This window comes from Variovorax sp. Sphag1AA (assembly GCF_014192575.1).
GTDB lineage: Bacteria > Pseudomonadota > Gammaproteobacteria > Burkholderiales > Burkholderiaceae_C > Variovorax.
On record NZ_JACHYC010000001.1, the window covers coordinates 1277286 to 1301643 of the forward strand.

The 24358-nt window shown below is 65.7% G+C and carries 27 protein-coding genes; 20 read left to right on the top strand and 7 right to left on the bottom strand.

Annotation, left to right across the window (positions count from 1 at the left end; translation table 11 throughout):
* Window positions 1–48 precede the first annotated feature (48 nt).
* A complete protein-coding gene (locus FHW64_RS06205; protein ID WP_184524028.1) occupies window positions 49–2226 on the bottom strand; it encodes an Ig-like domain-containing protein in 2178 nt (725 codons plus the stop codon).
* A 412-nt stretch (window positions 2227–2638) separates the two neighbouring features.
* On the opposite strand from FHW64_RS06205, the gene FHW64_RS06210 reads away from it, so the two are divergent.
* Window positions 2639–2875: a hypothetical protein gene (locus FHW64_RS06210; RefSeq protein ID WP_184524030.1), complete on the top strand. Its 237-nt coding sequence runs from the start codon at window positions 2639–2641 to the stop codon at window positions 2873–2875.
* 9 nt (window positions 2876–2884) lie between these two features.
* On the opposite strand, the gene FHW64_RS06215 is transcribed toward FHW64_RS06210, so the two are convergent.
* From FHW64_RS06215 to badH, 6 genes are read right to left on the bottom strand one after another with little or no spacing between them, the layout of a single operon-like run.
* Complete coding sequence (locus FHW64_RS06215) at window positions 2885–3679, bottom strand: enoyl-CoA hydratase (protein WP_221210156.1); 795 nt, start codon at window positions 3677–3679, stop codon at window positions 2885–2887.
* Entirely contained in the window at window positions 3676–4647 is a 972-nt protein-coding gene (locus tag FHW64_RS06220; protein WP_184524032.1) for a tripartite tricarboxylate transporter substrate binding protein, read from the bottom strand. Before FHW64_RS06220 ends, FHW64_RS06215 begins: the two co-directional genes overlap by 4 nt.
* A 35-nt stretch (window positions 4648–4682) precedes the next feature.
* On the bottom strand, window positions 4683–6326 hold the full coding sequence (aliA, locus tag FHW64_RS06225; RefSeq protein ID WP_184524034.1) for a cyclohexanecarboxylate-CoA ligase: 1644 nt from the start codon (window positions 6324–6326) through the stop codon (window positions 4683–4685).
* Window positions 6327–6350: 24 nt separating this feature from the next.
* Complete coding sequence (gene aliB / locus FHW64_RS06230; protein ID WP_184524036.1) at window positions 6351–7502, bottom strand: cyclohexanecarboxyl-CoA dehydrogenase; 1152 nt, start codon at window positions 7500–7502, stop codon at window positions 6351–6353.
* An 8-nt stretch (window positions 7503–7510) separates the two neighbouring features.
* Window positions 7511–8293: a 2-ketocyclohexanecarboxyl-CoA hydrolase gene (badI, locus tag FHW64_RS06235; protein ID WP_093161811.1), complete on the bottom strand. Its 783-nt coding sequence runs from the start codon at window positions 8291–8293 to the stop codon at window positions 7511–7513.
* 34 nt (window positions 8294–8327) lie between these two features.
* Window positions 8328–9095 (bottom strand): 2-hydroxycyclohexanecarboxyl-CoA dehydrogenase, encoded by a 768-nt coding sequence (gene badH, locus FHW64_RS06240; protein WP_184524038.1) that lies wholly within the window; start codon window positions 9093–9095, stop codon window positions 8328–8330.
* 188 nt (window positions 9096–9283) lie between these two features.
* Here badH and FHW64_RS06245 point away from each other — a divergent pair, with 188 nt between their 5' ends.
* The 19 genes from FHW64_RS06245 (at window position 9284) to FHW64_RS06335 (ending at window position 24353) form a co-directional block, all read left to right on the top strand.
* Window positions 9284–9757, top strand: a complete 474-nt coding sequence (locus FHW64_RS06245; RefSeq protein WP_184524039.1) for a MarR family winged helix-turn-helix transcriptional regulator — start codon at window positions 9284–9286, stop codon at window positions 9755–9757.
* A gap of 96 nt (window positions 9758–9853) precedes the next feature.
* The gene (locus FHW64_RS06250; RefSeq protein ID WP_184524041.1) at window positions 9854–10732 is read left to right on the top strand and encodes a DUF2092 domain-containing protein; all 879 of its coding nucleotides are present in this window, start codon (window positions 9854–9856) and stop codon (window positions 10730–10732) included.
* 17 nt (window positions 10733–10749) lie between these two features.
* Window positions 10750–11226, top strand: coding sequence for a hypothetical protein (locus FHW64_RS06255; protein ID WP_260303662.1), 477 nt, complete (start codon window positions 10750–10752; stop codon window positions 11224–11226).
* Between the two features lie 170 nt (window positions 11227–11396).
* Window positions 11397–11561 carry a periplasmic nitrate reductase, NapE protein gene (gene napE / locus FHW64_RS06260; protein WP_184524043.1) on the top strand — a complete coding sequence of 55 codons (165 nt, stop codon included), beginning with the start codon at window positions 11397–11399 and terminating at the stop codon, window positions 11559–11561.
* A gap of 88 nt (window positions 11562–11649) precedes the next feature.
* Window positions 11650–11985 (top strand): chaperone NapD, encoded by a 336-nt coding sequence (locus FHW64_RS06265; protein WP_184524045.1) that lies wholly within the window; start codon window positions 11650–11652, stop codon window positions 11983–11985.
* Complete coding sequence (gene napA / locus FHW64_RS06270; protein WP_184524047.1) at window positions 11960–14452, top strand: periplasmic nitrate reductase subunit alpha; 2493 nt, start codon at window positions 11960–11962, stop codon at window positions 14450–14452. Before FHW64_RS06265 ends, napA begins: the two co-directional genes overlap by 26 nt.
* Window positions 14453–14462: 10 nt before the next feature.
* Window positions 14463–14969, top strand: a complete 507-nt coding sequence (locus FHW64_RS06275; protein ID WP_184524049.1) for a nitrate reductase cytochrome c-type subunit — start codon at window positions 14463–14465, stop codon at window positions 14967–14969.
* A 12-nt stretch (window positions 14970–14981) separates the two neighbouring features.
* A complete protein-coding gene (locus FHW64_RS06280) occupies window positions 14982–15569 on the top strand; it encodes a cytochrome c3 family protein (protein WP_184524051.1) in 588 nt (195 codons plus the stop codon).
* 3 nt (window positions 15570–15572) lie between these two features.
* Window positions 15573–16217, top strand: coding sequence for a cytochrome c biogenesis heme-transporting ATPase CcmA (gene ccmA / locus FHW64_RS06285; protein ID WP_409350597.1), 645 nt, complete (start codon window positions 15573–15575; stop codon window positions 16215–16217).
* 4 nt (window positions 16218–16221) lie between these two features.
* A complete protein-coding gene (ccmB, locus tag FHW64_RS06290) occupies window positions 16222–16890 on the top strand; it encodes a heme exporter protein CcmB (protein WP_184524053.1) in 669 nt (222 codons plus the stop codon).
* 8 nt (window positions 16891–16898) lie between these two features.
* Window positions 16899–17663: a heme ABC transporter permease CcmC gene (gene ccmC, locus FHW64_RS06295; protein WP_184524055.1), complete on the top strand. Its 765-nt coding sequence runs from the start codon at window positions 16899–16901 to the stop codon at window positions 17661–17663.
* 14 nt (window positions 17664–17677) lie between these two features.
* The gene (gene ccmD / locus FHW64_RS06300) at window positions 17678–17818 is read left to right on the top strand and encodes a heme exporter protein CcmD (RefSeq protein ID WP_184524057.1); all 141 of its coding nucleotides are present in this window, start codon (window positions 17678–17680) and stop codon (window positions 17816–17818) included.
* The gene (gene ccmE / locus FHW64_RS06305) at window positions 17815–18294 is read left to right on the top strand and encodes a cytochrome c maturation protein CcmE (protein WP_184524059.1); all 480 of its coding nucleotides are present in this window, start codon (window positions 17815–17817) and stop codon (window positions 18292–18294) included. Before ccmD ends, ccmE begins: the two co-directional genes overlap by 4 nt.
* Window positions 18291–20282, top strand: a complete 1992-nt coding sequence (locus FHW64_RS06310; protein ID WP_184524061.1) for a heme lyase CcmF/NrfE family subunit — start codon at window positions 18291–18293, stop codon at window positions 20280–20282. The genes ccmE and FHW64_RS06310 overlap by 4 nt, the downstream gene beginning before the upstream one ends.
* Window positions 20279–20821 (top strand): DsbE family thiol:disulfide interchange protein, encoded by a 543-nt coding sequence (locus FHW64_RS06315; RefSeq protein WP_184524063.1) that lies wholly within the window; start codon window positions 20279–20281, stop codon window positions 20819–20821. The genes FHW64_RS06310 and FHW64_RS06315 overlap by 4 nt, the downstream gene beginning before the upstream one ends.
* Window positions 20814–21266, top strand: coding sequence for a cytochrome c-type biogenesis protein (locus tag FHW64_RS06320; protein WP_184524065.1), 453 nt, complete (start codon window positions 20814–20816; stop codon window positions 21264–21266). Before FHW64_RS06315 ends, FHW64_RS06320 begins: the two co-directional genes overlap by 8 nt.
* Window positions 21263–22510, top strand: a complete 1248-nt coding sequence (ccmI, locus tag FHW64_RS06325; protein ID WP_184524067.1) for a c-type cytochrome biogenesis protein CcmI — start codon at window positions 21263–21265, stop codon at window positions 22508–22510. Before FHW64_RS06320 ends, ccmI begins: the two co-directional genes overlap by 4 nt.
* Window positions 22511–22602: 92 nt before the next feature.
* Window positions 22603–23523 (top strand): Ku protein, encoded by a 921-nt coding sequence (locus FHW64_RS06330; RefSeq protein ID WP_184524069.1) that lies wholly within the window; start codon window positions 22603–22605, stop codon window positions 23521–23523.
* The gene (locus tag FHW64_RS06335) at window positions 23520–24353 is read left to right on the top strand and encodes a tetratricopeptide repeat protein (RefSeq protein WP_311733261.1); all 834 of its coding nucleotides are present in this window, start codon (window positions 23520–23522) and stop codon (window positions 24351–24353) included. The genes FHW64_RS06330 and FHW64_RS06335 overlap by 4 nt, the downstream gene beginning before the upstream one ends.
* Window positions 24354–24358: the final 5 nt, after the last annotated feature.

Genomic DNA, 24358 nt, shown 5'->3' on the forward strand with positions numbered 1-24358 from the left:
GGGCGACCAGCGATTGTGCCGCCAGCGCCCCTGCGGAATCAGCGCGCATCAAGGCAGGAAGTTGAGCGTCTCCGGCAACGGCGGCACCACAGGCATCTCGAACACCGGGCCGACCCCGTCGGGATCGATCACCTGCGCACCATCGGTTGCGAAGAACACCGCGATCTGCGTTTGCGCCGCGACGGCAAACGGAGCGGCCTTGGCGATGCCGATGTTGGTGAGGAAGGTGTGCGGGTTCTTGGGGATCGCTCCGCCCGTCGCGGCAAAGGCCAGGTCGTTGCGGAAGTACAGGGCGCGATCCGCGAGTTGCCCCGCGCGAAGGATCGCGGTGGCCGTCGGGTTGGGCACGGTCTGGTCGCCCTTGGCGAACTGCACGATCACCGGCTTGGCCGCATTGCCCGGCAGCGGCTGCCGACGGATGTACGGCGCATACGACACCGGATTGCCCGACTGCTGCGCCCACACGTTGTGTTCGAGCACGACCTGGATCGCGTCCGCGCCCGCCACGTTGTTCACCAGCGGCGACTGGTCGCGCAGCGGCATGTTCTCGTTGAAGTTCAGGTTGTAGGGCACCGGCACGTTCGGCGTCGGTGGCAGGTTGAGCAGTTGCGGCACGCGCGTGGCAAGCGCCACCGCAGTCAGGACGCGGAACTGGCCAAGACGCGCAACTTCAGTGATCGAGCCGCCCGGCACATTGGGCACACCCGCCCTCACCGAGCCTTCCATGCCGAGGAAGATCGTGCCGTAGATGCCGCCGAAGGATTGGCCGGCGTAGTAGATGCGGGTCTTGTCGATGTCGACCGAGCCATCGCCGTCGACGTCGATGCCGACCTGGATCTGTCGCACCAGTTGCATCAGATCGACCACGGTCTGGCGCAGGCCGTCGCGGCTGGACACGAGCGACAAGGCACCAACCGCGCCCACACCTTCCGTCGAATCGATCGTGCCGTTGCCGTCCTGATCGAAGCCCCGGCCGCCCGAGGGCAGAACAACCGGCGCTCCCGTCTTGGGCAGCACGTTGAGCGTGCCCAGCGGGCCGCCGCCGTGTCCGACGACGCTGATCGCCATCGTTGCGATGCCTTTCGACGCGAAGGTCGACGCCACGGTCCACGGTGCGCCATACATGCTGTCGGTGAAGCCGTGGCCGAAGATCGCAACCGGCCATCCGTTCGCCGGCCGCTGGCCGCTCGGCAGGAACACCTCGACCAGCAGGTCGTTGCTCGACTGCGGCGCCGGTTGGCCGATCAGCGTCCCCGTGGGAGGAATCACCCGGGCCGCGTTCAGGTAGTTGGGCGAGCGGAAGGTGCCGAATGCCACGCGTCCCACCGCGCCGGGGAAGACTTCGAGCGCCGGCAGCGGGACGAACGAGTTCGTGAAGGAAGGCGCGGCCCCGGCCCCGGTCTGCTGCGCCCATTGAATGCCGGCGAGGCTCGTCACCGGGAACACCGCGCGCGTCGTGCCGTTGTTGCCGATCATGAAGTTCACCGGGCCCGGCGTGGCACTGCGGAGTTGATGGCGGATCTTGAACAGGTCGGCGCTGATGCTCTGCGTGGTGAACAGGCTCAACCCGACCACGCTGTTCGCGTTCGTGCGAACCGCGCGGTCGGCATCTCGCAGCGTCCCGAGATAGTCCGTCAGGCCACGGTCCTGCGCCTGCTCGCGCCCGAGCCCTCCGCGCAGCTTTGCGAAAGGCCCCGCGTCGAGACGATCACCGGACTTGTCGCGAATGCCATCGGTGATCACGATCACATAGCGCGAGTGCTCCTGCAGCAGCTCGTCGGATTCGACCACCAGCGTCTTGTCCGCAGCATTCCACGCGACCTGGTTGATGCCGACCTTCTGGCCGAAGCCCGCACCACTGAGCGTGTCCCCGAGGTTCACGAGATAGAGCGTCTTGCTGTTGACGGTGCTCAGATCGATGTCGCCGGTGAAGGGCACCGTGATGCGCGGCTGCGTGTTGAACCCGTCGAGCGTGTTGAGCACATCGATGTCCGCGCAATCGGACACCCTGACTTTGCAGTCAGGTTTGGGCAGGTTCACACGCTTGAAAGTGTTCTGCGTCCAGTCCGGCACCGTGAAGCGGTCGCTCGGGAAAGGAGCCGTGGTCGGGCTGGAGAAGTCCACCTTCACGCTGACCCCAGCGGCTAGTGCAAAGGCTGGCATCGCAGCCAATGCGGCCAGCAACAGTGATGCGCGCCCCGCCCGGGCCTTCTGTCGATCCTGCATGTGAGTCTCCTCGCGTTGTGTAGTACGGACCGCAGCATGGAAGGCACGGTGCGCGAGTCGGCTGCGAGGGACCCGCCGCGGATTTATATAACCATGCCGTGCATTTGGTCCAGCTAGGGTTAGTCCCGCTCGCAGGAGGGCTGCATCGATATACTCGCCTGCGTCGCGTCAAACAAAGGCGCGATCGGGATTGGCGTCCCGAGTAATCGCTGCGACGTAAGCCGCAGTTTCTCCGCAGAGACCCTGCGGCTTCGTTGTTCCTGCCTCCATTTTTTGGCGGCTCGGGCAGGGAGCCGAAAGGCTCGCCGGTTTGCGCAAGCGATTCCCGGTACGCCAACCTGTTCGAGCCGCCGCCCTCAATTGGCGTTGGGTGCGGCGGTTGTTGCAAACCGAATCGCTTGGAGGCCATTCAATGGCATACCCTTTTTGCGCGCCCGCGCACCTCCCCAACCCCGACCCCTTCGAACTCGCGGTGCAAGCCGCTCGCGAGATCAAGGCAGTGCGGGCGGCCTACAACGTCATCGACTGCATCCAGAGCATTACCAATGCGTCGCAAGCGCGCGAGCTGATGCTCGTCAGCGATGCGGAGTTCCAGCGCCGCGCTCAACGCGCCATGGCAACGCTGACGTCGATGCGACGCAGCTCGTAGCGCCACGCATCAGCGATGCGCAAAGGCCGGAGCGCGTTTCTCCAGGAACGCCTTCATACCTTCGTGCGCATCGTCACTCGCGAAGCGCGCGTGAAGCTGCCGGCGCTCGAAGCCGATGCCTTCGGAGAGCGACCCCTCGAAGGCACGGTTGACCGATTCCTTGATCGCGATGAGCGCCGGTAGCGAGAAGGCCGCGATCTTCGTTGCCAGCGCAAGCGTCTGCGACATCAGCTCGTCGTTACGCACGACGCGCGAGACAAGGCCATAACGATCGGCTTCCACCGCATCGAGCATGCGTGCCGACAAACACATGTCCATCGCCTTCGCCTTGCCGATGGCACGCGGCAGTCGCTGCGTGCCACCTGCACCGGGCAGCATCGCGAGCTTGATCTCTGGCAGTGCGAACTTCGCGCTCTCGGCCGCGATGACGATGTCGCACGACAGCGCAAGCTCGCAACCACCACCCATTGCAAAGCCCGCGACCGCGGCGATCACCGGCTTGCGCACGCTGCGGATGGTCTCCCAGTTGCGCGTGATGAATTCCGACTTGACCACGTCCATGTAGCTCCAGTCGGCCATCGCCGCGATGTCGGCGCCGGCGGCAAAGGCTTTTTCGCTGCCGGTGATCACGATCGCGCCGATCGCTTCGTCCGCATCGAATGTGCGCAGTGCGGCGCCGAGCGCATCCATCAGCGCATCGTTGAGCGCATTCATCTGGCGCGGGCGGTTCAACCGGATCAGGCCGACGCGTCCGTGCATCTCGGCAAGAACCGGCGCTTCTTCCAGGGTGTCCGGCGTGCTCATTCGACGACGATCTTCTGCTCACGGATGAGCGTTGAAAGTCGCTGGCTTTCATCGGCGAGCAGCGCCTTGAATTCGGTCGGGCTCATCGCGGCGGTTTCTGCACCGAGCTCGGCGTAACGCGACTTGACGGCTGCTTGCGTCATCGCCTTGCCCAACTCCCGATTGAGGCGCGCGACGATCTCCGGCGAGGTGCCATTGGGCGCCCACAGGCCGAACCAGATGTCGAGGTCCGCCTCCTTGAAGCCCGACTCGCCGACCGTCGGCACATCAGGGAAGAACGGCGAGCGCTTCGCGCTCACGACGCCCAGGAGCTTGACCTTGCCGGAACGGATGTGCGGAAACGCAATGCCCGGATCGCACACGAAATCGGCGTGCCCCGCCATCACGTCCTGCAGCGCGGGTGCGGCGCCGCGGTACGGGATGTGAGTGACGTAGGTGCCCGTGGCGACCTTGAACATTTCGCAGGCCAGGTGCGGCGGGGTGCCGGTGCCCGACGAAGCATAGGAGAGCTTGCCCGGCTGTGATTTGGCCAGCGCGACAAGTTCCTTGGCGTTGTTCACCGGAAGCTGCGGCTTCGCAACCAGGTACATCTGGGTGCGCCCGATGGTGCCGACCGGCGTGAGATCGCGCGAAGGCAGGATGCTCGACTTGAAGAGCGACGGGTTGGCGGTTTCCACCGAGGTCGGCGCGATCAGGAACGTCTGCCCGTCCGGCGCGGCGCGGATGACTTCGGCTGCCGCGATGTTGCCGCTCGCGCCGGGCTTGTTGTCGATGACGATCGTCTGGCCTAGCGATTCGGTCATCTGCTGCGCGAGGATGCGCGCCATCACGTCAGTGCTGCCGCCCGGCGCAAAGCCGACGACGATGCGTATGGGCTTGGTGGGCCATGGGGTCTCCGCCTGCACTGCGCCGAAGATGCCGAGGCCCAGCGCGAATGCCGTGACCGCCCGAGTCAGATGCTGTCTCATTTTTCGTTGTCTCCGTTGGTTCATCTTGAGTTGATTCACACCGCTTCGCCGCGCAGCAAATCGCGCAGCTTGAACTTCTGGATCTTTCCCGAGGGCGTCGACGGCATCGCGTCGCGCACCACGAGGCGTTCGGGGATGTACTGCAGCGCCACCTTCTGCCCCTTGAGAAACTCGACGATCGAAGGCAGGTCGATGCTCTGGCCCGGCCTCGGTACGACCACGGCGCAGGCCCGCTCGCCAAGGCGCTCGTCGGGGTACGCGACGATGGCTGCCATCTGCACCGCAGGGTGGCGATAGAGCAGCGCTTCGATCTCGACCACCGGCACGTTTTCGCCGCCGCGGATGATCACGTCCTTGCTTCGCCCGGTGATGCGCAGGTAGCCGCGCTCGTCGATGCGCGCCATGTCGCCGGTGTCGAACCAGTCGTCCGCATCGGTGCCGTTGAGATGCGGCCGCTTGAGGTAGCCACCGAAGTTGGAGCACGAGCGCAGCATCAGCTCGCCCGAAGCGCCCGGCGGCAGCGTCTTGCCGTCCACGTCGACCACCTTGATCTCCACGCCGGGCAGCGGATGCCCATCGGTGTTGAAGGCACGTTCGTCGTCATCGTCGAGTTCGATGAGCGTGACCGCGCCGTTCTCGCTCATGCCCCAGGCCGAGACGATCTTGGTGCCCAGCACGCTGCGCGCCTGCTCCACCAGCGGGCCGGGGATCGGTGCGCCCGCGCAGAGAAAGGTGCGAAGCGTCGGCACCGCACCACCACTCTCGGCGACCGCGCGCGTGAGGTCGGTGAGGAACGGCGTGGACGCCATCGTGAAGCTCGCGCCTTCGGCCTGGATCAGCGCGACCGCGCGCGCAGGCTCCCAGATGTCCTGCAGCACCACGCTCGCCTTGAGCATGATCGGCATCATCAGGCCATACATGAAGCCGGTCTGGTGCGCCATTGGCGAGGCCATCAGCACCACGTCATCGCTGCCCAGATGCAATCGCTCTGCATAAGGAATGATGTTCGCCATCGTGGTGTTGGCGGTGTGCATCACACCCTTGGGTTCGCCGGTGGTGCCCGAGGTGTAGATGAGCTGCATCACGTCGTCGGGGCCCGGTCGGCTGCGCGAGAGGATTTCCTTCGCATCGGCAGCCGCTTCCCATTCGGGGCCACTCAGGAGCGCCTCGAAGCTGTTGTCGCCACTGCCACCGACCACGACCACCTGCTTCAGATCGGGCAGATCCGGCTGCAGGCCAGCCAGCATGGCTTCGAAGTCGAAGCCCCGGAAGCGCTTCGGCACGATCATCACCTTGGCCGCGCCATGCTTGAGCATGAAGGAGAGTTCGCGCTCGCGGAAGATGTGCATGATCGGATTCATCACCGCACCGATGCGCGCGCACGCAATGTAGGTCAGCGTGAACTGCCACCAGTTGGGCAACTGGCACGCCACCACATCGCCGCGCCCGACGCCAAGGCGCGCAAGGCCCACCGCGATGCGATCGGCCATGCGCGCCAACTCCCGGTAGGTGAAGCGCGTCGTATCGCCCTCCTCCACGCGCAGCGCGGTCAGCGCGACCTTGTCCGGACTCTCCGCGACGCAGGCGTCGAGGTCGTCGTTGATGGTGCGGTCATGCCAGAGGCCCTGCGCAATCATGCGTGCGCGGCGCGGCGGGATCAGTACGGCGTCGAATTCCATGCTTTGTCTCCTCGTTGTTGTTGATCAGGCGGGAACGGCTTCGCGACCGGCGCGGGTGCGGGCGATGATGGTCTTCATGATCTGCGCGGTGCCATCGCCGATCTGGAAGCCCAGCACGTCGCGCAGGCGCTGCTCCATCGGGCCACGGTCATAGCCGCCGTGGCCGAACATCAGCAGGCACTGGTGGATCACGTCGTAAGCGAGCTTGGGCGCCCACCACTTGCACATGGCAGCCTCGGCGGTGTGCGGTGCCCCCTTGTCCTTCAGCCAGAGCGTCTGCAGGCACAACAGGCGCGCGGCTTCGACCTGCGTATCGAAATCGGCCAGCGGGTGCGACACGCCCTGGAAGGCCGAAAGCGGCTTGCCGAAGGCTTCGCGCTGCGCGACGTATTCCCAGGTCTCTTCCAGCGCGACACGCGCGACGGCAAGCACCTGCAGGCCGATCAACGCACGCGAGAAGTCGAAGCCCTGCATGACCTGCACGAAGCCCTTGTTCTCCTCGCCGAGTCGATGGTCCACCGGCACGCGCACGTTCTCGAAGAAGAGCGATCCGCGTCCGATGGCACGCTGGCCATGGCAATCGAAGCGGTTGCGTGTGACGCCCGGCAAGTCCATCGGCACCAGCAGTGCGGTCACGCCGTGCGCGCCGGATTCGACAGTGCCGGTGCGGCCGAACACGACTGCCGCATCGGCCTGGTCGGCAGCGGAGATGGAGGTCTTCTCGCCGTTGATGACGTATTCATTGCCGACACGCTCCACGCGCAGACGGAGGTTCGCCGCATCCGATCCGCCGCGCGGCTCGGTGAGCGCGATGGCGAAGAGCGCCTCCCCGCGGGTGAGCTTTTCGAGCCACGGCTGCGCCACTTCAGGCCGGGCGTGGTGCGAAAGGATCTGCCCGTTGAGCGAAGCCAGCAGGTTGACGTAGCTCAGGCTCAGGTCGGCGCGCGCGATCTCTTCATGGATCACGCCGGCCGCGAGGCAGCCCATGCCCTGTCCGCCCTGCTCTTCGGGCAGCTCGGGCGCGATGAAGCCCATCTCGCCCATCTCGCGCATCAGCGCGCGGTCGAGCACGCGCGTCTTGTCGCGCTCCAGAAAGCCCGGCGCCACGCGGCCGCTGGCGAAGCGGCGCGCATGCTCGGCCAGCGCCGCGAGGTCTTCGTCGATGTAGGGGTTCATCGCGGTGCCTACTTCGCGTACTTGCGGAACTCGGGCTTGCGCTTGTCCTTGAGCGCGGCCACGCCCTCGCGCGACTCGTCGGTGTCGTAGTAGAGCTTGAGCGCGTACATGCCCATGCCCGCGATGCCGGCTTGGTGGGCGGTGTCCATGTTGAAGCTGCGCTTGGCAATGGCGATCGCGGTCGGGCTGCGCTCGCAGATCGTTTCGGCCCACTCCTGCACGGTCTCGTCGAGCTTCTCGGGCGGCACGCAGATGTTGGCGAGGCCCATCGCAACGGCCTCCTGGCCCGAGTAGCGCTTGTTGAGGTACCAGATCTCGCGTGCCTTCTTCTCGCCGACCACGCGCGCAAGGAAGGCCGTGCCGTAGCCCGGATCGACCGAGCCCATCTTCGGACCGACCTGCCCGAAGATCGCCTTCTCGGAGCAGATCGTGAGGTCGCAGATGGTGCACAGCACGTTGCCGCCGCCGATCGCGAAGCCCTGCACGCGTGCGATCACGGGCTTGGGCACATCGCGGATCGCAGTGTGCAGTTCTTCCATCGGCAGGCCGATGGTGCCGCGACCGTCGTAGTTGCCGTCGTGCGCGGACTGGTCGCCGCCGGTGCAGAAGGCCTTCTCGCCAGCGCCTGCAAGCACGATCGCACCGATGTCGCGGTCGTAGCCGGCGCGGTTGAGCGCACGGATGATCTCGTCGCAGGTCTGGCCGCGGAAGGCGTTCATCTTCTCGGGCCGGTTGATGGTGATCCACGCCACGTGGTTGCGCACTTCGTAGAGGATGTCTTCGTAGTCCATGGTGATCTTTCGCTGATGAGGAGTGGGAGGAAGGTCAACCGTTCATGGTCAGGCCGCCGGAGACGCTCAGGACCTGGCCTGTGACGAAGGCGGCGTCGTCGCTGGCGAAGAAGAGGATTGCGCCCGGCAGGTCGTCCGGCTGGCCGATGCGGCCGAGCGGGATCGAACGCGTGAAGGCTTCCATGAGCTTCTCGGGATTGCCCGCGCCTTCCTTGTAGTCGGCGAAGAGCGCGGTGTCGGTCGGTCCCGGGCACACCACATTGACGTTGATGTTGTGGCGTGCATGTTCACGCGCCAGCGTCTTAGAGAAGGCCACCAGTCCGCCCTTGCAAGCGGCGTAGACCGCCTCGCCGGACGAACCCACGCGCGCGGCATCGGAAGCGATGTTGACGATGCGCCCCGCCTTGCGCGCCACCATGCCCGGCAGCACCGCGTGATGCATGTGCAGCGCGCCGGTCAGGTTGATGGCGATCAGCTTGTCCCACTGCGCGGGCTCGGTCTTGGTGAAGGGCTTGAACACATCCCAGCCGGCGTTGTTGACCAGCACGTCGATCGGGCCCAGCTTCTGCAGCGTCGCTTCGACCGCGACATCGACGCTCGCGCGGTCGGTGATGTCGCAGCGGAAGGCCATCGCCTGGCCGCCCTCTTCGCGGATCTGCGCGGCGACCTTTTCGGCTGCCTCCGGGTTCAGGTCGTAGATCGCGACCTTTGCGCCTTCGCGTGCGAAGCGGCGGCAGGTCGCGCCGCCGATTCCGCCGCCGCCACCGGTTACCACTACGGTCTTGCCTTCGAATCTCTGCATATCGGTTCTCCTTGCGTCTGAATGCTTGAATGCTTGAATGCTTGCTATCGTCGGAACAGTCCAGCCGTCGGCTGCCTGCATATACGTCAATGTGTTGTCATATTATTGGCGGCACGGCTAACGCATTGCAAGTGCTTTTTTGTGAGATTTACATGAGAGAACATAGGGAAAACAAGGATTCCGCACGCATGGAGCTCGCCAATCGCGTGTTCTTTCGCCTGTACCAATGCGCAAACATGTTGCATAAAACGGGCACCAAGGCGGTCGAAGCCGAAGGGTTGACCACGCAGCAATGGGCGGTGCTCGGCGCGCTGTCGCGGGAACAGGCCGATGGCGGAATGAGCGTGGGAGACCTCGCGCGCTACCTGATGGTCAGCCGGCAGAACCTGTCAGGCCTGCTCAGCCGCATGGAGCGCGACGGGCACGTCAGCATCGTTCCGGATGGACGCGATCGCCGCGCGCGCAACATCACGATGACGGAGTCGGGGCGGCAGGTGTGGCTGAAGGAAGCCCAGCCGAAGATCTACAGCTACTACGAGCAAGCACTCGATGGCTTTTCGGTGAACGACATCACCCACACGCTGCACTACCTGCTCAAGATGCTCGAGAACATGCAGCGTGTGGACGAGATGCAGGGAGGCGCCGTCGACGGGGGCGAATAGCCCGGGCGAGTGCCTTCTTCTACTGGCCATCAAGCCAATGGCGCCGGAGTGAATGCGCCTGTATGCTGCGCACCTCGCTGCATCGGAGGTGTCTATATGAGCCGAACGATCAATTGGATACAGATCCGCGCGAGCGGCCCCGGCGTCCTGGCATTCGCGGGTCTGTTGCTCGCAGGTTGCGCGCAACAACCAACGGCGCCAGCCGCGGCGGCCCCCGCACCCGCCCCGTCTGCTTCCGCGCCTGCTGCATCGAGTCCGCCGGCTGCCGCTCCCAAGGCGGCAGCGCAGACGATCGATCCCGCCATCATCGAAACGCTGGACCGCATGGGCAACTACCTGCGCAGTCTCAAGTCGTTCGAACTGCAGACGGCCAGCTACACGGATACGGTGCTCGACGGCGACCAGCTGGCGCAGTTCACCCGCTGGTCCACCTTGAAGGTGAGGCGACCCGATGCGCTGCGAGCCGACATCCGCGACGACGGCGGCGACAACAAGATCCTCTACCTGAACGGCAAGACGGCAACGATCTTTGATCCCTCCACCAAGCTGTACGCGCAGATGAACGCGCCGGGCACGCTCGCCGACACGGCCAAGCTGCTCGCCGACCGCTACGGCATCGAACTGCCCGTCGCCGATCTCTTCTACTGGGACTCGAACAAGACGGACATGAGCACCATCAAGTCGGCCGACTTCATGGGCTACGCGTATGTCGACGGAAAGATGACGACCCACTTCCTGCTGCGCCAGGCAGACGTGGACTGGCAGATCTGGGTGGAACGCGGCGCTTCGCCGCTGCCGCGCAAGCTCGTCATCACGTCCACCAGCGAGGCGGCCCGCCCGCAGCATTCGGTGATGTTGCGATGGAACCTGTCGCCCAAGATCGCCGCGAGCGATTTCGAATTCAAGGCCCCGCCCGGCGCCCACCGGATCGTGATCCAGACCGCCGACGGCAAGGTCGAGAAGCCCGCAAACTAGGCCATCGCGAGGACACCATGAAGAACCTCCTGAAGCTCTCGCACATGCTGTCGACTGTTGCGGCGTACGGCATCACGCTCGTGCTGCTGGCCGGCTTCGGCACCGATGTCCATGCGGAACGCGAAATGCGCGGCGGCGCCCGCACCAGCGTGAACAACAACGTGGCGGCCAACCGCAACGTCAACGCCAACCGCAACGTGAACGTCAATCAGAACGTGAACGTGAATCGCAACGTCAACGTGAACCGCAACGTGGCGGTGGTGGGTGGTGGGCGCTACGACAACGACTACCACCCGGTTGCGACCGCGGCGGCGGTCACCACGGCGGCAGTGGTGACTGCAGCTGTCGTGGGCTCGGTGGTGCATACGCTGCCGCCTTCGTGTTCGGTCACCGTGGTGAATGGCGTGAGCTATCAGAACTGCGGCGGCACCTGGTATCAGCCGCAGTACGCGGGCACGCAGGTCAACTACGTGGTGGTGAATCCGCCGCGCTGAAGCGCAACTACCCGAGCTCGCGTGACCGCGTCAATTGCCCTTTGGTGCATGCTTGACGCAAGTCAAGAGTGCGTTGCCGCGTTTCTTGACAAGCCACGGCTGCGTGCCTTTAATTTGCGACGTACTGCTCATCAGTGGCAGGGTTGATCCACACAAGAAGGACGACCACGATGGATAGCAAGGATGCGCTCGATCCGCAGCGCAAATCGGAGGAGCTTCGCAGCTTTCTCTTCCTGACGGCCGTCATGGTTCCCGTCCTGTCCGTCATCGTCGTCGGCGGCTACGGATTCCTTGTCTGGATGTACCAGCTGATCGGCGGCCCTCCTACGCACTAACGGCGGTGCGCGGGTGCAATTGACAGGAGCCGGGCGTCACCCGCCCGCGGCTCTGTAGACCCATGGTCACAACCCCGGGAGACGACCAGTGGCAATTGCCAAGCGCTACATCACCATCGAGCCCGAGAAGCATGCCGATGAATGGCATATCGCGGGCGTCGTCGTGCACGCCAATCCGGCAAGCCTCGACGAAGTGCGCGCCGCCATCAATGCGATGGCCGGCGCCGAAATCCATGCGGGCAACGATGCCGGCAAGCTGGTGGTCACGCTCGAAGCGCCCACCATGCGCGCGATCGCTGCGCATCTCGAATACCTGCACCGACTGGATGGTGTCCTGTCGGCCGCCCTCGTCTATCAGCACAACGAGGACGCCGATGCCATGGAGGAGGAGATGACCGATGACCACGCGCCGGGACTTCATTAGACGCACGGCCGTCGCCGCGACGGCTTCGGTGGCCGGCGTGACGCTGCCGGCTGATGCGGCGAACTTCGTCACCGACGGCGACATGACCAAGCTCAAGTGGTCGAAGGCGCCGTGCCGCTTCTGCGGCACCGGCTGCGGCGTGACCGTCGCCGTCAAGGACAACAAGGTGGTCGCGACGCAGGGCGACCCGCAGGCCGAGGTGAACAAGGGCCTCAACTGCGTCAAGGGCTACTTCCTCTCGAAGATCATGTACGGCGGCGATCGCCTCACCCAGCCGCTGATGCGCCAGAAGAACGGCAAGTACGACAAGAACGGCGACTTCAAGCCCGTCACCTGGAACCAGGCCTTCGACCTGATGGAGCAGCAGTTCAAGCGCGTGCTCAAGGACAAGGGACCGACCGCGATCGGCATGTTCGGCTCGGGCCAATGGACGATCTGGGAAGGCTATGCGGCGTCGAAGCTCTTCAAGGCCGGGTTCCGATCGAACAACATCGACCCCAATGCGCGGCACTGCATGGCGTCGGCCGTGACCGGCTTCATGCGCACCTTCGGCGCCGACGAACCCATGGGCTGCTACGACGACTTCGAAGCCGCAGATGCCTTCGTGCTCTGGGGTTCGAACATGGCGGAGATGCATCCGATCCTGTGGACCCGCGTCACCGACCGGCGCCTGAGCGCGCCGAAGACCCGGGTTGCGGTGCTATCGACCTTCACGCACCGATCGTTCGACCTCGCGGACCTGCCGATCGTCTTCAAGCCGCAGACGGATCTGGCGATCATGAACTACATCGCCAACTACCTGATCCGCAATAACAAGGTCAACCAGGACTTCGTCAACAAACACACCGTCTTCAAGCAGGGCGTGACGGACATCGGCTACGGCCTGCGGCCCGAGCACCCGCTGCAGCAGGCCGCCAAGAACGCAGGCGACCCGAATGCGGCAACCCCGATCAGCTTCGATGACTTCGCGAAGTTCGTCTCCAAGTACGACGCCGCCTATGTGACCAAGCTGTCGGGCGTTTCGCGCGAGCACCTCGACCGGCTCGCGGAGCTCTATGCAGACCCGAACATCAAGGTGATGTCGCTGTGGACCATGGGCTTCAACCAGCACACGCGCGGCACGTGGGCGAACAACATGATCTACAACCTGCACCTGCTGACAGGGAAGATCGCCACGCCGGGCAACAGCCCGTTTTCGCTCACGGGGCAACCTTCAGCATGCGGCACCGCGCGCGAGGTGGGCACCTTCTCGCATCGCCTGCCGGCGGACTTGCTGGTCGCGAACCCGAAGCACCGCGAGCACGCCGAAGAGATCTGGAAGCTGCCCGCCGGCACCATCCCCGAGAAGCCGGGCTTTCACGCGGTGCTGCAGAACCGCATGCTGAAGGACGGCAAGCTCAACGCCTACTGGGTGCAGGTCAACAACAACATGCAGGCGGCGGCCAATCTCCAGCAGGAAGGCTGGCCGGGCTACCGCAACCCCGACAACTTCATCGTGGTGTCGGATGTCTATCCCACGGTGACCGCACTGGCGGCCGACCTCATCCTGCCAAGCGCGATGTGGGTCGAGAAGGAAGGCGCCTACGGCAATGCCGAGCGCCGCACGCAGTTCTGGCACCAGCTCGTCGATGCACCGGGAGAGGCGCGGTCGGACCTCTGGCAGCTCGTGGAGTTCTCCAAGCGCTTCAAGATCGAGGAAGTCTGGCCCGCGGAACTCATCGAGAAGCGGCCTGAGGTCAAGGGCAAGACGATGTTCGACGTGCTCTATCGCAACGGGCAGGTCGACAAGTTCCCGCTGAAGGACGCGGACCCCGACTACGCCAACGCCGAGGCGAAGGCCTTCGGCTTCTACATCCAGAAGGGGCTGTTCGAGGAATACGCCATGTTCGGCCGCGGCCACGGGCATGACCTCGCGCCCTTCGACATGTATCACGAGGCGCGCGGACTGCGATGGCCGGTGGTGAACGGGCAGGAGACCCGCTGGCGCTACCGCGAAGGCAGTGATCCGTATGTGAAGGCTGGTACGGGCTTCCAGTTCTACGGCAATCCGGATGGGAAGGCGGTGATCTTCGCGCTGCCGTACGAACCACCTGCGGAATCGCCGGACAAGGAATATCCATTCTGGCTCGCGACCGGTCGCGTGCTGGAACACTGGCACTCGGGCTCGATGACACGGCGCGTGCCCGAGCTTTATCGCGCAGTGCCGAACGCGGTGTGTTTCATGCATCCAGATGATGCGAAGAAGCTCGGCCTGCGGCGTGGCGTCGAGGTCGAGCTGGCATCACGGCGCGGCAAGATGCGTACCCGCATCGAGACGCGCGGGCGCAACATGCCGCCGCAGGGCCTGGTCTTCGTGCCGTGGTTCGATGCGAGCCAGTTGATCAACAAAGTCACGCTGGATGCGACCTGCCCGATCTCGTTGCAGACCGACTTCAAGAAATGCGCGATCAAGATCACCAAAGTCTAGGAGCGCAGCCATGACGAAGCTCAGCCGACCCTGGACCTTTCCGCGCACCATCTGTGCCCTGCTGCTCGCGGTGTTCTCCGCACTGCTGCTTGCATCCGCGGCGCATTCGCAGGGCCTGGTCGATGCGATGCGCGGCCCCACACCGATTCCGGAGCAAACCAAGCCACCGCCGATCTTCCCGACCGAGAACAAGGACATCCGGCGCACCCGCAATTTCGCGATGCAGCCGCCGACCATCCCGCACACCATCGACGGCTACCAGGTCGACAAGGAATTCAACAAGTGCATGTTCTGCCACGCGCGCACGCGCACGCAGGAAACCGGTGCGATCCCGGTCAGCATCACGCACTACCAGGACCGCAACGGCAACATGCTGGCCGACGTCTCGCCGCGCCGCTACTTCTGCACCCAGTGCCATGTGGCGCAGGCGGATGCAAAGCCCCTTGTCGGCAACAACTTCGTCGACGTGGAACAGCTCCTGAAGCGCAAGCCCGGCGTTCTGGGTTCGACCAAGTAGCGCAGGCCCGCCATGTTCAAGCTGATCAAGCGCTACTGGATCACCATCAACCGGCCCAGCGCCTATTTCAGCCTGGGCTTTCTCACGCTGGGCGGCTTCATCGCCGGGGTGATCTTCTGGGGCGCGTTCAACACCGCGCTCGAACTCACGAACACCGAGGCCTTCTGCACCGGCTGCCATGAGATGCGCGACAACGTGTATCCCGAGCTGCAGACCACCATCCACTACAGCAACCGCAGCGGCGTGCGCGCGCACTGCCCGGACTGCCATGTGCCGCACCGCTGGACGAGCAAGATCGCGCGAAAGATGCAGGCATCGAAGGAAGTGTGGGGAAAGATCTTCGGCACCATCAGCACGCGCGAGAAGTTCCTCGACCACCGGCTGGTGCTCGCCCAGCACGAGTGGGAGCGCATGAAGGCCAATGACTCGCTCGAATGCCGCAACTGCCACGACTACCAGTCGATGGACTTCACCCGCCAGAGCCAGCGCGCGCAGGCCATGCACTCGACCTTCCTTGCGAACGGCGAGAAGACCTGCATCGATTGCCACAAGGGCATCGCGCACCGCCTGCCCGACGTGGCCCAGGCAAAGAAACCCTAGCGCGTGCCCGATCGCTCCGACGACCCCGTCATCGAATCCGGCCTCACGGCCCGTGGGCTCGGCTTCTGCCGTGCCGGGCGACCTGTTTTCAGCGGCATCGATTTCGCACTCGGCCCCGGCGAGCTTCTGCAGGTGACCGGCGCGAACGGCAGCGGCAAGACCAGTCTGCTGCGCGTGCTGAGCGGATTGCTTCCGCCAGCGGAAGGCGAACTGCGCTGGTGCGACCGGCCGGTTCGGGCAGGTGAATCCGGCTACCTGCAATCGCTGGCCTATGTGGGCCACGCCGACGGCATCGATCCGGACCTGAGCGCTATCGAGAACCTGCAGTTCGCGATACGCATTGCAGGCGGTGCGCCCATGCCTGCGCAGATCGAAGGCGCCCTGACGGCGTTCGGGATGGCGAACGCGATGCACACGCCGGTACGGACGCTGTCGCAAGGCCAGCGACGCCGCGTCGCGCTCGCGCGGCTTGCGCTGTTGCCGCGCGCGCTGTGGCTGCTCGACGAACCGCTGACTTCTCTCGACGAGCGCGCCGCCGACTGCTTCCATGCGCAACTCGATGCGCATCTGCAAGCGGGCGGCATGGCAGTCGTCGCCACGCACCAGCCGCTGGCCGTCGATGGCCGCGCGCTGCACCTGGCGGGATAGGCGCATGGCCAGGCTCTTCACCGCCATCGTGCTGCACGACGTATCGCTCGCGTGGCGGCGGCGCGGCAGCATCCTGTCGTGCCTGCTTTTCTTCGTGATCGCAAGCAGCCTCTTTCCGCTGGCGATCGGGCCTGATCCGCAGCAGTTGCGCACGCTCGCGCCGGGCATCCTGTGGGTCGCGGCATTGCTCGCTTCGATGCTGTCGCTGTCGCGTCTCTTCTCGCAGGAGCACGCGGACGGCAGCCTCGACCAGCTCCTGCTGTCTCCGCATCCTCTGGCCCTGCTGGTGCTGGCGAAGATCTCCGCGCATTGGGTGACGAGCGGCCTGCCGCTGATGCTGCTCACGCCGCTGCTCGCGCAGCAGTACGGCCTGCCTGTGTCCTCGTCCCTGCTGCTCGCCGCATCGCTCTTGATCGGCACGCCGGTGCTGAGCCTGATCGGTGGCGTGGGGGCGGCACTCACGCTGGGGCTGCGCGGCGGCGCGGTGCTGCTGTGCATCCTCGTGCTGCCGCTTTGCGTGCCGGTGCTGATCTTCGGCGCGGGTGCAGGTGCTGCGGCCGATGCAGGGCTCGATGTCGCGCCTCAGCTCTCGCTGCTCGGCGCGTGTCTCGCGCTGTCGCTTTTTCTTTGTCCGATCGCCACCGCAGCCGGGCTGCGCATCGCGATGGAGTGAGCACATCGATGAGCCATCTCCTGAATGCATCGACCCATGCGCCATCTGACGCGGCAAGCGCTTCCCGCTGGCGTTGGTTTGCCTTTGCCTCGCCACGGCGGTTCGATCCGCTTGCGCGTCGCTTCGCACCGTGGTTCTTCGCGGCAGCGATCGTGTTCGCGCTCGCGGGCCTCTACGTGGGCTTTCTCGTCGCACCGTCCGATGCGCAGCAGGGTGAGGTCTACCGCATCATCTTCATCCACGTGCCGGCCGCGTGGATGTCGATGTTCATCTACCTCGTGATGGCGATGTACTCGGCAATGGCGCTGGTCTTCCACACGCGGCTTTCATCGATGATGGCCTCCGCCCTCGCACCCACCGGCGCGATGTTCACCGCGATTGCACTGGCGAGCGGCGCGCTGTGGGGGCAGCCTACCTGGGGCACGTGGTGGGTGTGGGACGCGCGGCTCACGTCGGAGCTGCTCCTGCTCTTCCTCTACCTGGGCTACATGGCGCTCGAAGCGGCGATCGACGAGCCGCGTCGCGCAGAGCGCGCCTGCGCGGTGCTGGCGCTCGTTGGTTCTCTGAACGTGCCGGTCATCTACTTCTCGGTGCGCTGGTGGAACACGCTGCACCAGGGCGCATCCGTCAGCCTCACGGCCGCGCCGACGATGGCAATGACCATGCTCGTCGGCATGCTGCTGATGACGCTGGCCTGCTGGATGTATTCGATCGCGGTCGCACTGGTGCGGGTGCGGTGCATCCTGCGCGAGCGCGGCGTGCTGGGCGGTTGATTCAGGAGAAACGAATGGACCGGTTTGCACACCTTCTATCGGGCGGCCACGCGAGCTATGTGGGGGCCGCGTTCGGCATCACGGTCGTGCTGCTCGCGGTTGAACTCATCGCACTGCGCCTGCGATTCAAGGCGGCGAAAGTCGATCGCCCATGACCCTGCGGCAACGTCGTCTCTTCATGCTGCTCGCAGCGCTCGTCTGCGCGGGTGTCGCGGTGGCGCTGGTGCTCAACGCCTTTCGGTCGAACCTGGTCTTTTTCTTCAGCCCTTCGCAAGTGGCGGCACACGAAGCGCCGGCCACGCGCACTTTCCGTCTCGGTGGGCTGGTGGAGGCGGGATCACTCAAGCGCGAAGGCGACGGCCTGACGGTGCGCTTCGTCGTGACCGACACCGCGCGCACCGTGCCGGTGGTCTATCACGGACTCCTGCCGGACCTCTTCCGCGAAGGCAAGGGCGTGGTGGCCAACGGCAAGCTCAGCTCGGACGGCGTGTTCGTCGCCAGTGAAGTGCTCGCCAAGCATGACGAGAACTACATGCCGCCCGAAGCCGCCGATGCGCTGAAGAAGGCCGACCAGGTGCGCAGGCAGATGGTCGATGCAAGCGACACGACGCCGAATCCGAAGAAGCCATGAACGCCGAACTCGGCCATTTCTGCCTCATCGTTGCGCTGCTCGTGGCCACGGTGCAGGCCGTTCTGCCGCTCGCCGGTGCCGCAACCGGCAGAAGCAGCTGGATGGTCGTGGCCCGCCCCGCCGCACGACTGCAAGGCGCGCTGGTGGTGGCGGCATTCGCTTCGCTCACCTGGGCCTTCGTGGACAACGACTTCAGCGTGCGCTACGTGGCGGCCAACTCCAACACCGCATTGCCGCTGGCCTATCGCGTCACTGCCGTCTGGGGCTCGCACGAAGGCTCGATGCTGCTGTGGACGCTGATGCTCTCGCTGTGGTCGGTCGCGGTGTCGCTCTTCAGCCGGCGATTGCCGCCGGTGATGGTGGCGCGGGTGCTGGGGGTGATGGGTGCGATCAGCGTCGGCTTCCTGCTCTTCCTGCTGTTCGCGTCGAATCCCTTCCTGCGCCTGCTTCCGCCCGCCATGGAAGGGCGCGACCTCAACCCGCTGCTGCAGGACCCGGGCATGGTGCTGCATCCGCCGATGCTCTACATGGGCTATGTGGGTTTCTCGGTGAGCTTCGCATTCGCGGTCGCGGCGTTGATCTCGGGCCACTTCGATGCGGCATGGGCGCGCTGGGCGCGGCCGTGGACGCTGGCGGCATGGGCCTTTCTCACGACAGGGATCATGCTCGGCAGCGCCTGGGCCTACTACGAGCTGGGCTGGGGCGGCTGGTGGTTCTGGGACCCGGTCGAGAACGCCTCGTTCATGCCCTGGCTCGCCGGCACCGCGCTGATCCACTCGCTTGCCGCCACGGAGAAGCGTGGCGCGTTCAGGGCGTGGACGGTGCTGCTCGCGATCTTCACTTTCTCGCTGAGCCTGCTCGGCACCTTCCTCGTGCGCTCGGGCGTGCTGACGTCAGTGCACGCCTTCGCGGTCGATCCGCTGCGCGGCACCTTCATCCTGGCGCTGCTCGGGCTCGTGACCGGCGGGGCGCTGCTGCTTTTCGCGGTGCGTGCGCCTGCGCTCGCCAGACGTACCGAGTTCGCGGCGGTGTCGCGCGAAGCGCTGCTGCTGGCCAACAACGTGCTGCTCGCGGTGGCGGCCGCGACGGTGTTGCTGGGCACGCTGTATCCATTGCTGATCGACGTGATGGGCCTCGGCAAGATTTCCGTCGGACCGGCGTATTTCGAGCAGGTCTTCGTGCCACTGATGGCGCCCGCGGTGCTGCTGATGGGTGCCGCGCCGCTGATGCGCTGGCGCCGGAGCGAGTTGGCGGATCTGTCGAAGCGACTGCGCTGGTCCGCGGTTGCGAGCGTCGCGATCGCGCTCGGCCTGCTTGCGGTATTGCGAAACACCTCCGCGCTCACCGGACTGGGCTTGACGCTTGCCTGCTGGGCCATCGCCAGTGCAGTCGCGAGCTTCGCAGACCGCATGCGTCACCAGAGCGGCCGCCGGCTGGCGGCGCTTCGCCAGTTGCCGGCTGGCTATGTAGGCATGCTGCTGGCGCATGCCGGCGTGGGTGTGTTCATCGCAGGTGTCACGCTGGTCAGCAGCCAGGAGAGCACGCGCGAGCTGCCGATGAAGAACGGCGACACGGTGGAAGTGGCGGGCTACGCGTTCCGCTTCGATGGCGTATTGCCCGCGGCGGGCCCCAACTACGAAGCACTCGTCGGCGCGCTGACCGTGACGCGCGACGGCCACCCCGTGGCAACGCTCGCGCCCGAGCGGCGCATCTACCGCAGCCAGCAGATGCCGACCACCGAAGCCGCGATCGACGTCGGCTGGACGCGTGATCTCTACGTCGCCATCGGTGAATCGCTCGGCGAGCACGGCTGGGCGGTGCGGCTCTACGTGAAGCCCTTCGTCGGCTGGATCTGGGCCGGCTGCCTGCTGATGGCCCTCGGCGGGCTACTGGCCGCAAGCGACCGCCGCTATCGACTTGCACGACGCACGAGTGTGGTCGACAGCGCCGCGCCGGCAGCGCTCGTACACAGCGAGGCACAGGCATGACGCGCTTCCTGTTGCCACTCGGCGTGTTCCTCGCATTGGCCATCGCGCTCGCGGCCGGCCTGAGCCGCGACCCACGCGCGCTCCCGTCGCCGCTGGTCGGCAAGCCCGCGCCGGCGTTCGAGCTTCCGCTGCTCGACAACGAAGCGCGCAGCCTGCGCAGCAGCGACATGCAGGGCAAGGTGTGGGTGCTCAACGTCTGGGCCTCTTGGTGCACGCCTTGCCAACTCGAGCATCCCTTGCTCGTCGACTTCGCGTCGCGCACGCGCGTGCCGGTGGTTGGCCTGAACTACAAGGACCAGCCCGCGGCCGCCCGCGCATGGCTCCAGCGGCTCGGCAATCCCTACGCGGCGACGATGACCGATCTCGATGGGCGCACGGGCATCGACTTCGGCGTCTACGGCGTGCCGGAGACTTTCGTGATCGATCGCAGCGGAAGGGTCCGCTTCCGTCATGCCGGACCGATGACGCCCGAGGTGCTCGAACACACGCTGACGCCGCTGCTGCTCGATCTGGAGCGCGAAAAGGACGGTCATGCGTAGTGGCATCACCGCCCTCCTGTTCGCTCTCACGCTCGCGAGTGCGTTCGCCTCGCCCACCGATGACGAGCAGCTCGACGCGCGCGTGCATGCGTTGTCGCACGAGCTGCGCTGTGTGGTCTGCCAGAACCAGACGCTCGCCGATTCGCAAGCTGACCTCGCCGTCGACCTTCGGCGGCAGATTCGCGAACAGATGCGCGCCGGCAAGAGCGATGCGGCAGTCAAGGACTTCCTCGTGCAGCGCTACGGCGACTTCGTGCTCTACAAGCCGCCGCTCAAACCGGTAACGTTGCTGCTCTGGTTCGGACCATTGCTGTTGCTGGTGATCGTGGCCGCCGCGATCGTAAGCAACCGGCGGCGCGCTTCCCCGTCGACCGCGCCCCTTGGCGAGGCCGACCGGCAGCGGCTCGATGCGCTGCTCGACCGGTCTCCGGAGTCACCGCAATGACGGTCTTCTGGCTTCTCGCGGCAGCGCTGATCGCGTTCACGATGGCGGGGCTGCTGCGCCCGCTTCTTCGTGCAGGCCGAGCACCGCAACAGCCGCAATCCGACGGCACAGCGGATCTCTACCGCGGCCAGTTGGACGAGCTCGAAGCCGACGTTCGCGCCGGTGTGCTCGCGCCGGAACATCGCGGCCAGGCGCGTGACGAAGTGGGCCGCCGGTTGCTCGACGACGCGGGCTCGCTCGACGCAGCCGCTTCAGCGCCGAATCGCCCTTCCCCGCTCCTTGCTGCCGCCCTGCTTGCATTGCTGCCCAGCGCGGCGATCGTGCTGTACCTGCATCTAGGCAATCCGATCGCACTCTGGGAAGCATCCGATCCGGGTCACGGGCATGACGGCGCACCCAGCGCCGCGCAGATCGAGGGCATGGTCAACCAGCTCGCCCAGCGCTTGCGCAGCGAGCCCGACGATCTCGAAGGCTGGGTGATGCTCGCGCGTTCCTACGCCGCGCTGGAGCGTCCCGGCGATGCCGCGATGGCCTACGCGAAGGCCGTGGCGCTCGCGCCCGACGAAGCATCGCTCCGGGCCGACTATGCCGACGTGCTCGCCAGCGTCGAAGGCGGCGTGCTCAACGGCCTCGCGTTCGCGCAGATCCAGCGTGCGCTGGCACTGGACCCTGACCAGCCCAAGGCGCTCGCGCTTTCCGCCAGCGCCGCCATGGAGCGCGGCGACACGCAGGAAGCCTTGCGGCAGTGGCAACATCTGCATCGGCTGCTGCCACCGGATTCCCAAACGGCGGCCCGCGTGGCGGCGAACATCGCGCAGATCGGCGGGCCGGCCGCGCCTGCAGGGGCTGCTCCGCAACAAGTGGCTCCCGAAGCGGTCACCGGCCGGGTCTCACTCGGCAGCAAGCTCCCGAGAACGCCCGCGGCCAGCGAAACCGTCTTCATCTATGCGCGGGCCGCCGAAGGGCCCCGCATCCCGCTGGCCGTGACGAAGCGCCGCGTGAGCGATCTGCCGTTCAACTTCGTGCTGGACGACAGCCTTGCGATGCGCCCGGACCACCGCCTGTCGGGCGCAACCCGGGTCATCGTCGAGGCGCGCATCTCGCAAAGCGGCCAGGCGACGCCTTCGGAAGGCGACCTGATCGGCAGTTCGGGCCCGGTGAGCCCCGGCGCGCGCGACCTGGGGATCGTCATCGACAGCGTCGTGGGTGCCCGTCCGACGCAACTGCCAAGCGGCTCCCGCTAGGTTGTGGACGATTTGCCACGCGCCTTTCCGGCCGGCGCGGAACGTGGCATTCTTGCGCCGGGAGTCGCTCCACGCCATCTCCGGAGGTTTGCATGGCTGCTCGTTCACTCGCCTCGTTGTCGCTCAGCTTTGGCCTGGTATCCATTCCGGTCAAGCTCTACTCCGCTACGGAAAGCAGCGCGACGGTCCGCTTCAACCTGCTCGCCAAGGATGGCTCTCGCGTCAAGCAGCAGTACGTTTCGGAGAAGGACCCATCGATCGTGGTGCCACGCTCCGAGATGGTGAAGGGCTACGAGTTCGAGAAGGACCGCTACGTGATCTTCACGCCCGACGAGCTCAAGGCCGTCGAGGACAGCGCGACCCACACCATCGAGATCGTCGCGTTCATCCCGGAGCGCGCGGTCGACCCGATCTTCTACGACAAGGCCTACTACATCGCCCCCGACAAGCGCGGTGCCAAGCCCTACACGCTCCTGCTTGCGGCCATGCACAAGAGCGGCCAGTGCGCGCTCGCGAAGTGGACCTGGAAGGGCAAGCAATACGTGGTGCAGGTTCGCGCGCACGAGGACGGGCTGGTGCTTCAGCAGCTCCTCTATGCGGACGAAGTGCGTTCGATGAAGGAACTCCAGATCGAGCAGGTCTCGCCCTCGGAAGCCGAAGTGAAGCTCGCGCTGCAGCTCATCGACCAGATTTCGCAGGAGAGCTACGACCCGACGCAGTTCGTCGACGAGGAGAAGAAGCGCATCCTCGCGGCTATCGACGCAAAGATCGCCGGCGAGCAGGTGATCGCCGTCGAACACCACGAAGAGGCCTCCAGCGGAGGTCAGATCATCGACCTCACTGAAATGCTGAAGGCCAGCCTTGCGAAGTCCGGAGCAGGCAAGCGGCCCACGCGCGCGCCAGCCGAAGAAGTCGTCACGCCCATGGTCGCGAACGAACGCAAGGGCGCCAAGCGGGCCGCCAAGGCCGTTGTCGAAGCGCCGGTCGCCGCCAAGGCGCGTTCCAGGAAGTGACGCTCGACCATCCTGAAACACCGCACACCCTGCGCAGCATCCAGGAGATGCTGGGCCTCTCGCGGAGTGCGATCGCGGGGCTGATTGCCAACGGATTCGTGAGCCCCAAGCGCGGGCCGCGCAACGCCTATCGCTTTTCGTTCAGGGACGTGGTGCTGCTGCGCACCGCGCACGACCTGCAGCAGGCTGACATCCCCACACGCAAGATCCTCCGCGCGCTGCAGCGCCTGAAGGCAACGCTGCCGGAAGAGCTGCCGCTGACCGGGCTGCGCATCACCGCGGTCGGCAATTCCATCGCGGTGCACGACCGTGAAAGTCGATGGGAAGCGGAAACCGGCCAACTGCTGATGGATTTCGACGTGGCCGCCACACGCGGATCCGTCGCCTTCGTGGACCGCCGGCGCGAACCCACCGCGCCGGCGGTGTCCGCGGAGGAGGTCTTCGCGCGCGCGGAAGTGCTCGAATCAAAAGACATGAAGGCAGCGGAAGCGGCCTACCGCGAAGTGCTTGCCATCGCACCCGACCACGCAGACGCCTACCTGAACCTCGGCGCGATCCTCTGCGAATCCGATCGGCAGGCCGAAGCGGCGCATCTCTACGACGACGCGCTGCACCGCCTTCCGGACGTGCCGCTGCTGCACTTCAATCGCGCGGTGGCGCTGGAGGACCTGGGGCGACTCGACGAGGCGATCCAGTCCTATGAGCGCTGCCTGAAGCTGGACCCGACTATCGGCGACGCGCACTTCAATGTCGGTCGGCTGTACGACCACCTCGGCCACCGGCGCGAGGCGATCCGGCATTTCAGCGCCTACAGGCGGCTTCAGAAGTAGCCGCG

Excerpts from the sequence above, each read along its gene's own strand:
- FHW64_RS06215 (WP_221210156.1), bottom strand. The coding sequence starts at position 3,679 with ATGAGCACGCCGGACACCCTGGAAGAAGCGCCGGTTCTTGCCGAGATG.
- ccmC (WP_184524055.1), top strand. The coding sequence starts at position 16,899 with ATGAGCCATCTCCTGAATGCATCGACCCATGCGCCATCTGACGCGGCA.
- badH (WP_184524038.1), bottom strand. The coding sequence starts at position 9,095 with ATGCAGAGATTCGAAGGCAAGACCGTAGTGGTAACCGGTGGCGGCGGC.
- napA (WP_184524047.1), top strand. The coding sequence starts at position 11,960 with ATGACCACGCGCCGGGACTTCATTAGACGCACGGCCGTCGCCGCGACG.
- FHW64_RS06255 (WP_260303662.1), top strand. The coding sequence starts at position 10,750 with ATGAAGAACCTCCTGAAGCTCTCGCACATGCTGTCGACTGTTGCGGCG.
- FHW64_RS06250 (WP_184524041.1), top strand. The coding sequence starts at position 9,854 with ATGAGCCGAACGATCAATTGGATACAGATCCGCGCGAGCGGCCCCGGC.
- FHW64_RS06280 (WP_184524051.1), top strand. The coding sequence starts at position 14,982 with ATGTTCAAGCTGATCAAGCGCTACTGGATCACCATCAACCGGCCCAGC.
- FHW64_RS06245 (WP_184524039.1), top strand. The coding sequence starts at position 9,284 with ATGGAGCTCGCCAATCGCGTGTTCTTTCGCCTGTACCAATGCGCAAAC.
- FHW64_RS06320 (WP_184524065.1), top strand. The coding sequence starts at position 20,814 with ATGCGTAGTGGCATCACCGCCCTCCTGTTCGCTCTCACGCTCGCGAGT.
- ccmB (WP_184524053.1), top strand. The coding sequence starts at position 16,222 with ATGGCCAGGCTCTTCACCGCCATCGTGCTGCACGACGTATCGCTCGCG.
- FHW64_RS06330 (WP_184524069.1), top strand. The coding sequence starts at position 22,603 with ATGGCTGCTCGTTCACTCGCCTCGTTGTCGCTCAGCTTTGGCCTGGTA.
- FHW64_RS06275 (WP_184524049.1), top strand. The coding sequence starts at position 14,463 with ATGACGAAGCTCAGCCGACCCTGGACCTTTCCGCGCACCATCTGTGCC.
- napE (WP_184524043.1), top strand. The coding sequence starts at position 11,397 with ATGGATAGCAAGGATGCGCTCGATCCGCAGCGCAAATCGGAGGAGCTT.
- aliA (WP_184524034.1), bottom strand. The coding sequence starts at position 6,326 with ATGGAATTCGACGCCGTACTGATCCCGCCGCGCCGCGCACGCATGATT.
- FHW64_RS06310 (WP_184524061.1), top strand. The coding sequence starts at position 18,291 with ATGAACGCCGAACTCGGCCATTTCTGCCTCATCGTTGCGCTGCTCGTG.
- FHW64_RS06210 (WP_184524030.1), top strand. The coding sequence starts at position 2,639 with ATGGCATACCCTTTTTGCGCGCCCGCGCACCTCCCCAACCCCGACCCC.
- ccmE (WP_184524059.1), top strand. The coding sequence starts at position 17,815 with ATGACCCTGCGGCAACGTCGTCTCTTCATGCTGCTCGCAGCGCTCGTC.
- FHW64_RS06315 (WP_184524063.1), top strand. The coding sequence starts at position 20,279 with ATGACGCGCTTCCTGTTGCCACTCGGCGTGTTCCTCGCATTGGCCATC.
- ccmD (WP_184524057.1), top strand. The coding sequence starts at position 17,678 with ATGGACCGGTTTGCACACCTTCTATCGGGCGGCCACGCGAGCTATGTG.
- ccmI (WP_184524067.1), top strand. The coding sequence starts at position 21,263 with ATGACGGTCTTCTGGCTTCTCGCGGCAGCGCTGATCGCGTTCACGATG.
- FHW64_RS06220 (WP_184524032.1), bottom strand. The coding sequence starts at position 4,647 with ATGAGACAGCATCTGACTCGGGCGGTCACGGCATTCGCGCTGGGCCTC.
- FHW64_RS06205 (WP_184524028.1), bottom strand. The coding sequence starts at position 2,226 with ATGCAGGATCGACAGAAGGCCCGGGCGGGGCGCGCATCACTGTTGCTG.
- aliB (WP_184524036.1), bottom strand. The coding sequence starts at position 7,502 with ATGAACCCCTACATCGACGAAGACCTCGCGGCGCTGGCCGAGCATGCG.
- badI (WP_093161811.1), bottom strand. The coding sequence starts at position 8,293 with ATGGACTACGAAGACATCCTCTACGAAGTGCGCAACCACGTGGCGTGG.